Raw genomic sequence first — 14,122 nt, 5'->3', positions numbered from 1 at the left:
CTTGTCCAAGGCTCTTTTGACGTTCTTACAGGCTTTCGAGGCGGATGGTACTGCCTGCCCCGGAAGGTTCGGCGGCGGTCACCACCAGCCGCCGGTGTAGCCGGGCTTTCAGCTCCGGCACATGGCTGATGACGCCAACCGTCAGCTTGTCCATATGAAGCTTTTCCAAGGCACCCACCACCGTCTCCAGGAGCTCGGGATCCAGGGTGCCGAAGCCCTCGTCAAGGAAGAAGAATTCCAGCGGGTATTGCCCGCTCAATTGAATCTGGGTGGACAAGGCCAGCGCCAGAGCAAGCGAGGTCAGGAAGGTCTCTCCCCCCGACAAGGTACTGACCGGCCGTTTGATTCCCCCGTTCGCATCATCCCGGATGATAAACCCGCCGGAAGAGTCCACTTCCAGCGCATAACGCTGGCGGGTCAGTTGACTGAGGCGCTCGGAGGCGGCCCGGCTTACCTGCATGAGCTGCTCTTCGGCGATAAACTCGACAAAAGCATTGCCGCGGAGCACCCCCTGAAGCCGGGTCAGCTGCTCAAGACGCTTCTGGCGTTCTTTTTTCTGGTCTTCGAGCTTCTTCCATTGGGCATGCTTCACCTGCAGGTCATCCCAGTCCCGTTCGGTTCTCGCCTTGGCCGCGAGGGCCTCCTCGTCTTCCCGTCGGACCGTTTGCAGCGCTTGCTCCCATTCCTTCCACTCGTCTTCGCCAAGGGTCCGCCCGGCAAGAAGACCGGTCAGCTCCTCCCTCTTGCCCTTCAGCTGCGCTTCCAGCTCGCGGTATTTCACCAGCTCTTCTTTCCACCGCTGTACCGTTTCTTCGGTCAGCCAGGCACGGCGGACCGCATCCGCATCGGCGAAGCCGCTGCGAAAAGCCGCTTCCTTCCAACGGACCTCAGCCGTCTCCCGGGCGGCAGCCGCAGATTCACAGGCCTGCTTGGCTGCCGTACAGCGATGGCTCCATTCCAATAACAGCGCCTCGCTCTTCTCGAGCTCTTCCCGGCTATTGTGCTCGGCGGACCGCAGCTGTTCAAGCTTTTCCTTCGTTTCGGCGATTTGCCGGTCCAAGGGCTGCGTACCGCCGCCGGTACGGGCCGTCAACTGTGCTTTCTTCTCAGCAGCCAGATTCTGCAGTCCCTTGCCTTCGGTCTCTAGCTGAACCTGCTCCTTCTCAAGAACAGCCGTTTCCTGCTGGAGACGCTGGATGCTCTCCACTTTTCCTTCAATGAAAGGAACACTGACCTCCAGCTTCTGCTTTAGCTCATCGGCTTGCTTGTCCCTTTCCATCAGCCGGGCCGCTTCCTGGGCAGCATCCTCCCGGGAAAGACCATCCGCTTCCCTCTGCCAGCGGCTCAGGGCCTCCTTCACCGCTTGCTCCGCTGCATTCCGCTTGACTTCAAGGGAATGCAGCACCGTCTCGGCGGCCTGGTTTCTCGCCGACAAGGCGTCGAGCTCCTTGACCAGCCGGCTGCGCTCCTCCATCCGCTGCCTCAGCTCTTTGTCCAGAGCGGGCAGCTTCGCCTCCGTTCGTTCGAGCAGCTCCTGGCATTCCCGGAAATCCGCTTCTATCCGGTCCACCGGGACGTCCGATGCCCCGACTCCGGGGGACGAAGCGCCGTCCGGCCCGGTTCCTTTCTCGAGAACGGCGGCGGATGCGGCTTCTCTGCCTGCCTCGCCGGCACCGAAAGCCTCCCCTGCCCGTTCCACGAGCTGCTCAAGACTAAACTTATGCCGGGAAAGGGAGAACAAGCTCTGCTGAAAGGAAGCGGTCAGCTTATCCAGCCTTCCGATCTCGTCCTGCACCGAAACGGAGGCTGCCGATGTCTCCCTGCCGGCTGGGGAGGGATGATGAGAGGAACCGCATACGGGACACGGTTCTCCCTCCGTCAGACCGGAGGATAACGACAGGGCTAGAGCGTTCCGTTCCTGTTCAAGACTGAGCTTCGCCAGCTTCTCCTTCCCTGCTGCCGCTTGCCGCTGCAGCAAGTGGATCCGGCTCTCCGCCTCCTGTACGCCGGCGGCGGCTTCGGAAGCGCTGAGCAGGATCGGCCCGGTCGCCCGGCTCGCCTCATCCAGGCTGGCTCCCTTCCCTGTCTCCTCTTCCTGGTAAGCCTTCAGCTGCCGGTCGGCCGCTTCCGTCTCGGCTTTCACGTCACGGAAGCCCTTTTCAAGGCTATCCAGCTCCTGCCCGAGCCGGGAAAGCTTGTGAATGCGTTCCCGGTCCGAGGCTTTAACCTCGACCAGACGGAGGGACTCCTTGATCTCCGCCTGCTTGCTCGTCGCTTTGCGGTGCAGCTCCTGCTCCTTGAGCAGCTTCTCCCCCGCCGCCTGCAGCTGGAGAGCCCGGCCCGCCCGCTCGGCCTCCAGGCTGCGTACGCGGGCCGTGAGCCGCGCCAGCTCGCTCTCCAGCTCCTGCGCCTGAGCGAGCTGCTCAAGCCGGACCTGCAGCGGCGCATCCTGCGCGGCCAGCTGCTCCTTCGCGGCGGCATGCGCGGCCCGCGCGGCCTCCTGCCGCACGCGGAGCTCCGCGAGCCGCTGCTCCAGCCCCTCGCTCTGCTCCCGGCAGGAGGCGTAATGCTGCTCCGCTGCCTCCCGCGCCTCGAGCACGGGGCGCACGCGCTCGGCCTGCTCCGCCTGCCGCAGCTCGCTCTCGCGCTGCCGGACATGCGGCTCGCGCTCGGCATGCTCGCGCAGCCGTGCGGCGAGCGCCTGCTCCTCCTGCAGCCAGGCGCGGAGCTGGCGGCGCTCCTCCCAGCCGCGCTCGGTCTCCAGCCGCCGCTCTCTCGCGTCCTTCGCAGAAGCCGCCGCCTCCTCAAGGCGGGCTTTCGCCGTTTCGAGGGCCGCTTCCGAGGCGTCGCCTAAGCCCTGCTGCTCGGCAGCCAGCTGCTTCACGGCGAGGTCCGTCTCCTTGAACCGGGTGCTCACCCGGGCGTTAAGCAGGTCGCCGTACGGCTCAAGGTGAAACAACCGCTGAAGCATCTGCCGGCGCTCCTTGCCCCCTAGCGCGAGAAATTCCGCGAATTTTCCTTGGGGCAGGACGACGGCCCGGGTGAAATCGGTCATCGACAAGCCAAGCACCTGTTGAACCTTCTGGTTCACCTCGGCCACCTTGTCGGCCATCACGACCGGCTCCTCTCCCTCATAGCGGATAAAACGGCTGACGGTGTTATTCACCGATACCTCTCCGCCCCGCTTGAACTGCCGTTCGACCTTAAACCTCAGCGGGCCGCCGGCATGGCTGAGCTCGAAGACAAAAGCGACCGACAGCGTGTTTTCGGCATGGTTCATAATGCCCTGGGTTCCGCCGCTCGCCCGCTCGACCTTGCCGTACAGGGCCAGCGTCATCGCGTCCAGGATCGAAGACTTGCCGCTTCCCGTCGGTCCGAAGATGCCGAACACGCCGGACCCGCAAAGCGCCGTAAAATCGATCTCCTGCTTCTCACGATAGCTCTGCAGCCCGGAAAGGGTTAACGATATCGGTTTCAAGCCCCCTCCTCCTTTCCGGCAGCCGCTTCCAGCTCGGCGGTTTCGTGTAGAAGCTCCATAAACAGCTGAACTAGCTCGGTGTCCGGCTGTGCCCCGCCGGTTTGCCGGGCATAGAAGCGGCGGAACATTTCGTCCATCGGAACCTGGGCTTCGCGAATCGTCTCCATCGCTTCCATCTCGGGATAGACAGGTCGGATATGGATGATTCCCGTGTGATGCCGGCGGAGCGACTGGATCTGCTCCATGCTCAAAGAATCGCCGAGATGCAGCTCCAGATCGATCCATGCCCGGTGGTCCCGTCCCTCCTCCAGCCAACGGTGGACCTCCGCGAGACCGCCCTTTGCCTTCCAATGCACGAGAGGACGCCCGCAGCTCAGGGGCAGCTCCTGCATAGCGGCCGGCTTGCCGGGCTCCACCTCCAGAATGGTGACCGACTTGGCCTGTCCGGCTTCCGAGAAGCTGTAGGCAAGAGGAGAGCCGGAATAGCGGATCAGGTCCCCCGCTTTCATCGTTTGCGGACGGTGCAGGTGGCCAAGCGCCACATACTGAGCCTTGGCGCATAACGCAGCGGTATCGACCGTGTAGGCTCCCCCCACTTGAATCGGACGCTCCGATTCGCTTTCCGCTCCGCCAAGCACGTACAAATGGCTCATGATCAAATTGACCGTATCGGACTTAAAGCCGGCACACGTCTTGGCCACGAGGTTCTTGATCCGGTCGGAGTAAGCGGTCCGCAGGCTGGCTTCATCCGCCTCATCGGCCAAAAGCTCGCTCAAACGGGATTCGGACGGATAGGGAAGAGCGAGAAGCGTCGCCTGCTCTCCGGTCCGTTCGATAGTGAGCGTCTGCAGATGGGGGATGGGCAGCCCGACAAGCGTAATACCCTGCTTCTCTGCAAGCGGCCACGAGGCGGCCAGCCGTTCCGGGTTATCATGATTGCCGGCGATGACGGCTACCTTGCGTTTTCCTCCCTCCGCGAGGCGGGAAAGTCCGTCATAGAACAGCTTCTCCGCACTCGCGGGAGGATTGACGGAATCATAGGCGTCTCCGGCCATCAAGACAAGGTCGATCTGCTCCTCGCGGACGAGGGCCACGAGCTCATCCAGAAAGGCCTCCTGCTCCTCCCCGCGGCTTCTTCCTTCCAGCGTCCGGCCCAAATGCCAATCGGCCGTATGTAAAATTCGCATGCTGTTCCTCCTAAATGCCTGGTCTTCAGTAGTATCGGCGGCTTCTGCCGGCCGCAGCTTCTATCCTATTCCTATCGAAGGAAGGAGCTCTGTCAATCACTCTTCGATCAGCGTCAAAAGCGTCACCGGGAATCCGTCGAAGACATTCGTTTCCACGCCTTACGTATACCCGTTCGAAACGTCAATCCAACGTCACAAGCTCCGCTCCATCAAAGAAATAAAGGTATTTCCGGCTGAGGGGGCGTTTCCAAATGTCTTCTACCGCCCGAGCGTACAGGGAAATCTGGGTCCGGTAGCGTTCCGCCCGGCTGCCTTCCCCTTGACGGAGGGCGTCCGTTTTGTAATCGAGAAGCACAAGACCCTCCTCATCTTCAAAAAGACAGTCGATGATCCCCTGGATCATAACTGACTCTCGGCGGATCCGCTCATCCTCATCCGGGTGAAGCTCACCTGCTTCCATCCGGTAATTAAACGGCAGCTCCCGGTGAACCTGACGGGCGCCTAGCAGCCGGGTACCGGCTTCGGTTGCGAAGAAAGCGGCAATGACGCCCGGATCGATCGCTTGAGCCTGCTCGGGAAGCAGAAGCCGGCGGGTGACCATATCCTGAACCGCTGCCTCGATATCGTCCCGGCTGAGCCCGGGCTTTAGCGGGAGAAGCTGCATGACGGCATGGTACACCGTTCCCCGCTCGGCCGCGGTCAACTTCTTCTCCTCCATAAACTTGGGCCGGCGGAAGGCCGGGACGACGGGACGACCCGTTCCCGGCAGCGATCCGGCAGTACCCGGGGGATCGTCGTCTCCGCTTAAGACGGCCTCGCGCTGTTCGCTCAGCCGTTTGAGCTCCGACACCGACGTTTTGGAGAAGAGCCGCGATGCCTGAGCATAGGGATATTCCCAGGACAGTCTTCGGTCGATCTCTCCCTTCCATCGTCCGGACAGGCCGGTTACGGGTAGGAGAAGGGTCACCGCCTCCAGCTTCACGCTGTTTTCCTGTCCGGTGGTTCCATCAGCCAGCTCCGTGACGGCGCTCAGCTTCCAGGCGGGGACGACGGTGACCGACCAGCGGGATGGCTCCTCGGCCATCCCCGCCGGAAAGCCCTCCGGCTCCCCGGCCGCCTTCCGCAGAAGGGAAGCATCCCGGTGCCGAATCAGAGCCGGACCGATCCAGTCAAGGTAGCATTTGGCCTGCGCCAGCTCATAGTCCGGAAGAACAAGTTCCTTATGTCCGAGCATTCGGGCCCAATTCGCCGCTTGGCTTTCCAGCGATTTGACGGTTCCCGTCAAATACAGCTTCTCCCGGGCACGGGTCAGGGCGACGTACAAGACCCTCATCTCCTCGGCGAGCAGCTCCATCTTCATCCTCCTGCGGATGGCGAGCGACGGAAGGGTGGGATACGAGACCCGGAGCTCCGTATCCACGAACCGCGGACCGAAGCCCAGGTCCTTATGAAGAAGGAAACCTCCGTTCAAATCCTGCCGGTTGAACATCTTCCCCGTTCCCGCTACGAATACGACGGGAAACTCCAGGCCTTTGCTCTTATGAATGGTCATGATCCGCACTACATTCTCCTGCTCGCCCAGGGCGCGGGCGGTTCCGAGATCTCCTCCCCCGTCCCTCATCCGTTCGATGAAGCGCAGGAAGCGGAACAATCCCCGGAACGAGGTGGCCTCATACTGGCGGGCCCGGTCATAGAGAGCACGAAGGTTGGCCTGCCGCTGGGAACCGCCGGGAAGGCCTCCTGTGAAATCAAAGTATCCGGTCTCCCGGTACAGCTGCCCGATCAAATCGGAGACGGGGGCCTGCCTCGCTTCCTCTCTCCAGCGGGAGAGCCGGTCCAGGAAGACGCTCAGCTTCGCGGCCAGCTCAGGTTCCGGGCTGCCGGGAAACGCCTTGACTATTCCGGCCATGGTGTCAGAACGGCCCGGGAAGCCGGCAAGTCTGTCGCCAAGCGATGCCTGTTCCGACACAGCCGCTGCCTGAAGCGTGGATGCGGCGGCTTCCGAATAGGCAAGCAGCGCCTCGTAGAAGCTTCCGTTCTTGTGCGCGGCCCGGATCCGGGCGAGCTCATCCGCCGTCAAGCCGACGATAGGAGAGCGCAGAACGCCGGCCAAGGGGATATCCTGGAACGGGTTGTCGATGATCTGCAGAAGCGACAGGATCACCCCGACCTCTGTGGCAGCGAAATAGCCTGAATTCAGCTCGGCATACACGGGAATGCCTTCCCTCTTGAACTCCTCCATGAAGACGCCCGCCCACTGCTGGGTCGCCCGCATGAGGATGACAATATCCCGGTACTCGAGCGGCCGGGACGGCTCGCCCTTTCGTCCGGCCGTGAGAAAGCGGGGGCCGGTCTCTCCCATAAGGGACCGGATTCGGGAGGCGATCAGCCTCGCTTCCAGAAGAGCCGCCTGCTCCTCTTTCTCGGCCGACTGCTCGTCAGCGGACTCGGAATCGGCTCCTCCGCTTTCTTCTCCTTCGTCAGGAGAGAAAGTCCCTTTCCCTTCATCCTGCCCGGCCTTGTCGACCAGAAGGAGCTCGACCGACAAATCCAGCTCGTTAGGCGGATAAGACGCTCCACAAACGAGCTCGGCGCTCGGGTCGTAGCGGATTTCTCCTACCTGCTCCTCCATGATCTGCCGGAAGAGGAAGTTGACCCCGTCCACCACCTCCTGACGGCTGCGGAAGTTGCGGGCCAGATCAATTCGGCGCCCTCCTCCCGTGCCGTCCGAGCCGAAGCGCTTGTATTTCTCCAGAAACAAACCCGGCTCCGCCAGCCGGAACCGGTATATGCTTTGCTTGACGTCGCCCACCATAAACCGGTTTCCCTTGCCGTCCCGGGAGATCAGCTCCACAATCGCTTCCTGAACCCGGTTCGTGTCCTGGTACTCGTCCAGAAGAATTTCAAGATAATGCTCCCGGTATTCGGCAGCCGCTTCGGAAGGGACCAGCCGGCCCGGCACCGATTCGGCTCCCGTCAGAATTTGCAGGCAGTAATGCTCCAGATCCGCGAAATCCACGAGTCCTTTTTTCCGCTTAGCGGTCTGGTAACGTTCCCCGAAGGCAAGCACCAGCTCCACCAAAGCCGTCATCAGGGGAGCGGTCTTCTCCAGCTCCTGCCGGAACTGCTCCTCCGTCCGTCCGAACAGATCCGTTTGCAGCTTGCCGAGCCTTTCCTTGACGCTATCGCGGAGGGCCTTGACTTTGTCCTGCAGGGCTTTGTCGTATTCATCCCCCTTGCACGCCTTCAGCCGTCCGAAAACCGGGTCCTGGAACGCCTGGTACATGTCTTCCCAGCTTCCGCGGGCCGCAGCGCGCCTCGCTTCGATCGCCGCAAGCTCTTCCTGCAGACTGGTCAGATAGGGAGCCGGTCCCCCCGGACCTTCGGCTATTCTAACGGCTTCCTTCAGAAGACCGGCCATTCCGTTCAGCTCCAGCCTCACATCGGAGGCCAAACTTTCCTGCCAGGCGAGGTAGCCCTGACCGGAAGCGCCAACCTCTTCCTCGTCATGCCGGCCAAAAAGCCCGGCCATTTCCTTAAGCCAATGCTCCGGATAAGGATGGCTTCGGGAGGAATCGTACAGCTGCAGGAGGAGACGGAAGAGGGCGGCATCGCTGCGCTCTCCGCTGAACCAGTCGACCAGCCGCCAGAACGGGCTGTCTTCCTCCGCCTGCTCATAGTTCTCTTCCATCAATTCTTCGAGCAGCTCCTGCCTCATGAGGGCCGTTTCGGTTTCGTTCCCGATCCGGAACCCCGGGTCGAGGCGAATGACCTGGTAATGCCGCTGGATGACCTCCAGACAGAAGGAGTGAAGAGTCGTAATGGATGCTTTGTTAAGCAGAGCCAGCTGGGAGCGGAGGTGAGCCGAATCGGGACTCTTCTCCAGAGCGGCCGACAAGGCTTCCCGGATCCGCTGCTTCATCTCGCTCGCCGCCGCCTTGGTAAACGTCGCCACCAGAAGCCGGTCCACATCCATGGGATCCGTTTCGTCGGACAGCTTACGGATGATGCGCTCGACCAGAACCGCCGTCTTGCCGGACCCCGCGGCAGCCGCCACGAGAATGTTTTCACCTGACAGGGAAATGGCATCCCACTGTTCATTCGTCCATGTTGAATCGGCCGGTTTAGGGATAACGGATGTCATCGCCAAGGTCCTCCTTTCTCTTCTCTCTCTGCCGGTGACGTTCCGGTTTCCTTGGTGCGGTCGGTATGGATTTCAAGCGTTTCCGGACCTTCCAGGGCCGAAGCCGTCTGTTCCATGGCTTCCCATATTTCCTCCCCGCTTCTCGCCCCGAACAGCCGGTATTGGTTGCCTTCTAGCTGGGCGTCGAAATGGCAGACCGGCCGGTAGGAACAGAAAGTGCAAGCCGATTTGGGACCCTGCTGGTAAGGAACAATGCCCACCTGGCCGTTCGTTATCTCCGTTCCGATCTCCCGGATGACGGAGCGTACGTATCCTCTCAGCAGGTCCCACTGCCGGGGGGAAGCGACCGAGGACACCTTGGAAAAGCTGCCGTCGGTTTTTACCGAAACCGGAATGACTTGGGAATAGCCCGTCCGGTCCTTCAATTCCCGGTCCATCAGCCGGACGATCTCCGTATCGTCCGCCACGAGTCCCTTCATCTTGAATCGTTTCCGCAGCTCCGCTTCCACGGAGTGGGCAGGCAGCCCGTTGCTCGTCTGGATGAGGGGATTGTGAACATGGAAATAGAGAACGCCCGCCGGCCGGGCTTTCTGCCCCAGCCATTGCGGCGAATGGGTAATAACGACATCCAGGTAGGTCAGCATTTGCAGAGACAGTCCGTTGAACAGATCCGTCAGGCGCAAATTCGTTTCACTCGATTTGTAATCGAGTACCCGGAGAAGAATTTCACTGCCGTGCTCGGCGCGGTCCACCCGGTCGATCCGCCCGACGATCTCCATCCGGCAGCCGTTAGGCAGCCGGAAAGCAAGAGCGGGGAGCGGCTCCCCGGGACCGAAGCCCAGCTCCAGCCCGACCGGAACGAATTCGCTCAGCTGATGGTGCCGGGCCAGCATAAGCGTGGCCTGTCCGACCGTTTCCTTCAGCTTGCGGGCGATGTAGCGGTTGCGGGAGGTGCTTAGCAGAATCTCGCTCTGCAGGCGCGGGGTCAGCTTGTCGACGATCGCAGAAGCCTTCCCCACTACTTCCTCCGGTCTCAAAACGGCCCATTCCAGCTGGTCCTGCTGCATGTCCCGGACCACATGGCTCAGCGCGGCATGAAAAAGCTGGCCGATATCGGGGGCTTGCAAACGGTAAATGCGCCGCTCCCTAAGCTTCAGCCCATGAGAAGCGAATTGGGAGAACGGACAGGAAACGTAGCGCTCCATTCGGGAAACGCTCGCCCTAAGCACATTCCCGTAAAGCAGACGGCTGGTTTCAGGAGCAAGCGGCTTCTCGCGGTTCTGGTACGTGAGGGAGGCCGCAAGGCGTTCCAGCGGGGCCTTCCACGCTTCCCGTCCCGCGAACCAGTTGTAGGCCTCCCACCACAGCTCGGAAACGGGGCGCCCGGCGGCCCCCTGCTTCAGCTGGGAATGAAGAACGGCGAGTGCCTTCTCCCGGCGGGACAGGTAGGCCATTTGCTCCTCTTCCGCACTCTCCGGATCGGGCTCCGCCAGCAGCAGCCCCTCCCCGAGCCCCGGAAACCATCTCCGGATGGACTTGATGATCTCGGAAGGAAGCAGAGACTTCCCTTCTTCATCGGCAAGAGGGTAGCTAACCCATAAATGCTCCGAGGGGGAGCAGAGAACGGAGTACACAAGCAGCTGCTCATCGAGCAGCCTGCGGCGGAGGCTGTCCGGCATATCAAGTCCCGACTCTCTCAGCTTTTCTCTTTCGGCATCTGAAAGTACAGGCGTTTCATCCGCCTTAGCCGGAAGCACGCCTTCATTGACGCCGAGCACAAAGGAGTATTTTTTCTGTGTGGAGCGGGTCCGGTCCATAGTACCGACCAGCACCTCATCCATAGACGGAGGAACCAGGCCGAGGCAGATGGCCTCCAGGCCGGTGTCCACAAGCGCGGTAAAGCCCTCGGCCGTAACCGTTTCTTCCCCAAGCAGCTCGACCAGCTGATCCATGAGGTCCATCACCCGGTCCCAAACCTGCCCGTGCTCCCTCGCCTTCTCCGGCCGGCCGGACTTAAGCGCCTCTCCGCTCCAGCCCTCCAGCTTCTCCGGAACCCGGCATTCCTCAAGAAGGGCGTAGAGAGCCTCGGTCATCGCCGAGACACGTCCGCCGGCGTTCTTGAACCGCTCCTCGAAGCGCTGGAAAACGGGAACGATCCGCTCGCGGCATGCCGTCAGCTTGTCGGCCTGCTCCTTCGTTCTTCCGGGCTCGGGAGTGATTCCGTCGTCCTCCTCCGGCACTTCCGGCTGAAGGAAGCTCCAGTTACGGTCATCCTTCCAGCGGTAGCCTTGAATGCCTCTGGCCAGGACATAATTCTCCAGCTCGTCCATTCCGTTGCGGTCGACGGCCCCGGCATCCTCCTCCCCCTCGAGAGGAAGGAGAAAGTCCGTTTTGACACAGCGGAAGACAGCCTCGTAGCGCCAATTATGCTGGATGATCTCAAGGGAGGAACGGATAAATTCCACCAGCGGGTGATGAACCACGGACCTTTTCTCATCCAGGAAATACGGAATGCCATACTCGGGGAAAACCGTTCCGATCAGCTCGCTGTAATCCCCGAGCTTCCTGACCCGGACCGATAGATCCCTCCACCTCAAGCCCTCGTCCCGGACGAGCCTCAGCATTTCCCTGGCGGCTCCTTCTACCTCGGCCCGGCGGTGAACAGCGGCATGAACGGAAACCGACGGCTTGCCCGTCTCTACCGGCCCATCCGGGTAAGTGCCTCCGCGGGAGGGATTCTTCAAGGCGTACTGCCTTTCCAGATGAGCGAGCATCGGACTGCCCGCAAAGCGGGGCGGCGCCGTTCCATCGAGAATCTCCGTTTCCGCCGGTTCCGCCCCGTGCGCATCCAGCTGCTCCTTAAGCCGGATCATCGCCCGTGCCGTAGGGTGAAAAAGATCCAGCTCGTCCGGACGTTCCCCCGCGTCATAAGGGCGGTCCAAGCATAACGTAACGGTCACCTGGCGGCAGTGCAGAGCGCACTTTACGATCACCTCAAGCTCCTGGGGCGTAAAGCCGAAGAACCCGTCCACCCAAAGCTCCGCATCACCGAGGAGGGAACAGTCCTGCATGGCGGCGGCCAGACGGGGCAGGAAGCTCTCCGTATCCAAATAAAGCCCGGCCAGCTCCGACTCATACTCCCGGTACAGCATGGACAGGTCTTCGAGCTTGTCCTTCCAGCCCGTCCCTTCCCGGTCCGCGGGCAGGTCCGACGTATGCGCCTCCCAAGCCTCCGGGGTGATGCCGCAGCGTTTCAGCTCCTTATAGAACCGGGTCATTTCCCCGATCAGGCCCATTTCCCCTTCGGCCTGCTGAAAAACCTTCCATTCTTTTCTCCGTTTATGTATAACGCGCTGCAGCAGCATCGCCTTGCCCAGATCGTCTATAGGAACGCCTGCCGTATGTCCGGTTTCCTGCATGACCCGCCACGCGAGCCTCCGAAAACTGAATACTTGTGCCCGGGTGTAGCCCTTTATCTCCGGAGATTCCAGAAGCGCTTGCTCCACCTGGAAGGTGGACTGCTCGGGAACGAGCAGAAGAAGCGGATGGCCTTCCGGACTTTCTTCGAGACGCTTTCGGATCTCCTTCAAACACAGGGTGCTTTTGCCGGTACCCGCCCGTCCCATTACGAACCGCAAACCCATGGTATTCCTCCTCATGCTGCAGCCGGGTCTACCGTTTCCCAGCTCTTTCTTTCCTGTCTGCAAACCAATTTTCCTCTATTCTATCACACTTTGGCGGGAGATAGAGATCATTTGTTCGTTACTGGAAAAAGAATCCCAAGGAATTTAGGAGAAAAGCGCATAAAAAAAGAGAGCCTCCTGGATAAGGAGGCCTTGTACTGGTGCAGACCTTGCAGCCGTTAGGCTTGCCGGCTCCGCACTTCAAAGATGGCAAATTTCAAATAATGCCCTTCGTCGACCCCCAGAATGCGGGGGTGATCCTTGCCCGCTCCGCGGAACTCGATCAGGCGGAGAATTTTCCCGGCATCGGCGGCGGCGGCATGAACGGTCTCAAGAAACAGCTCCGGCTTCATATGGTAGGAGCAGCTGGCCGTAACCAGATAGCCTCCTTCATTAACCAACTTCAAGCCGTGAAGGTTGATGTCCTTGTACCCGCGGCAGGCGCCTTCGACGGCGCTTCTCGTTTTGGCAAAGGCCGGCGGATCCAGAATGACCACATCCCACGTGCGGCCGCCCTCTTCGAGCGGCTTGGAGGTGTCCACTTTCTTCTGTCCGGCGTCCGCCCGCTCTTTCCGCTGCTCGCTTCCCTTGACCTGATCCCGTAAATATTGAAAAGCATCCGCTACCACGAACTCGACCCGGTCTAGGAAGCCGTTGCGTTCCACGTTCGCCCGGGCGCTCTCGACGGCATGCTCGGAAATGTCCAGGCACGTCACTCTCTTCGCCCCGTATTGGCAGGCATGAAGCGTAAAGCTGCCCGTATGCGAAAAACACTCGAGAACGGTCGCCCCGTCCCAAAAGGGATAGCTTACCGGCTTTCCGTTGGCGTTGACCGGAACGGTCTTCGCGATCCCGTCTTCCCCGGTTCTTTCCTCCAGCCGGATGCCGCTGCGCCCCCCCCATCCTTTCATGAGCGGTTCGATGGCGGCCCGGTTCTCCCTCTGGTCGAAGAAATAGCCCGTCTTCTGGCCTTCCCGGATATCGACCTCCAACTGAAGGCCGTTCTCCTCGATAACGACCCTCTCCGGGCACTGCCCGTACAGGGGACCTTTTCGCTGCTCCAGTCCCTCCAGTTCCCGAATGGGCACATCGCTGCGCTCGTAGATGCCGGACGGCTCAAAGACCTCCACCAACGCTTCCACGATAACATCCCGGCAGCGGTCCATTCCCAAGGTGAGAAGCTGGACGACCAGCACGTCGGAGATTTTGTCCACAATGAGTCCCGGAAGGAAATCCGCTTCCCCGTAAACCGCCCGGTAAGAGCTCTGGTTGGGAAGAAACCGGCTGCGGTGCCTCCGACAGTCCTGGAATCGGGAGACGAAAAAGGCCCGGTCCATTTCCGTGAGCGGCTGATGGTCCACAATGCGGACGATCATCTGCGAATCAGGGTTGTAATACCCCGAGGCAAGAAACTGCCCCTGGTGACTGTAGACCGGAACGACGGAGCCCGGAGCCGGGTCCCCTTCGACCCGTTCCACTTCACTGCGGTAAACCCAGGGGTGCCCGAGCTCGATCCGGCTGCGCGGATGCTTCTGTGCCCCCCATACGGCCTCGGCGTTCAGCTTGGAGCCATAGGCTCCTCCGAGCTGGGTAATCTTGCGGCTGCGTTGCAAATATACGGCTGCCAACT

The 14,122-nt window shown here is 61.1% G+C and carries 5 protein-coding genes; all 5 read right to left on the bottom strand.

Translation table 11 applies throughout. The features are described from left to right. Positions 1-25: 25 nt before the first annotated feature. Entirely contained in the window at positions 26-3,478 is a 3,453-nt protein-coding gene (locus MJA45_RS10645) for an AAA family ATPase (protein ID WP_315607231.1), read from the bottom strand. Further along, positions 3,475-4,665, bottom strand: coding sequence for an exonuclease SbcCD subunit D (locus MJA45_RS10640; RefSeq protein WP_315607230.1), 1,191 nt, complete (start codon positions 4,663-4,665; stop codon positions 3,475-3,477). The genes MJA45_RS10645 and MJA45_RS10640 overlap by 4 nt, the downstream gene beginning before the upstream one ends. 181 nt (positions 4,666-4,846) lie before the next feature. After that, entirely contained in the window at positions 4,847-8,809 is a 3,963-nt protein-coding gene (addA, locus tag MJA45_RS10635; RefSeq protein WP_315607229.1) for a helicase-exonuclease AddAB subunit AddA, read from the bottom strand. Beyond that, positions 8,806-12,453 carry a helicase-exonuclease AddAB subunit AddB gene (gene addB, locus MJA45_RS10630; protein ID WP_315607228.1) on the bottom strand — a complete coding sequence of 1,216 codons (3,648 nt, stop codon included), beginning with the start codon at positions 12,451-12,453 and terminating at the stop codon, positions 8,806-8,808. The genes addA and addB overlap by 4 nt, the downstream gene beginning before the upstream one ends. Before the next feature lie 218 nt (positions 12,454-12,671). Beyond that, positions 12,672-14,054, bottom strand: a complete 1,383-nt coding sequence (locus MJA45_RS10625; RefSeq protein WP_315607991.1) for a class I SAM-dependent rRNA methyltransferase — start codon at positions 14,052-14,054, stop codon at positions 12,672-12,674. Positions 14,055-14,122: the final 68 nt, after the last annotated feature.

The organism is Paenibacillus aurantius (assembly GCF_032268605.1).
Lineage (GTDB): Bacteria > Bacillota > Bacilli > Paenibacillales > NBRC-103111 > Paenibacillus_AO > Paenibacillus_AO aurantius.
The sequence above is the reverse complement of the archived record's forward strand: the minus strand, read 5'-3'. Positions and strand labels throughout refer to the sequence as shown.

Bases quoted from the DNA above. Each gene is read 5' to 3' on its own strand.
- addA (WP_315607229.1), bottom strand. From the start codon at position 8,809: ATGACATCCGTTATCCCTAAACCGGCCGATTCAACATGGACGAATGAA.
- MJA45_RS10640 (WP_315607230.1), bottom strand. From the start codon at position 4,665: ATGCGAATTTTACATACGGCCGATTGGCATTTGGGCCGGACGCTGGAA.
- addB (WP_315607228.1), bottom strand. From the start codon at position 12,453: ATGGGTTTGCGGTTCGTAATGGGACGGGCGGGTACCGGCAAAAGCACC.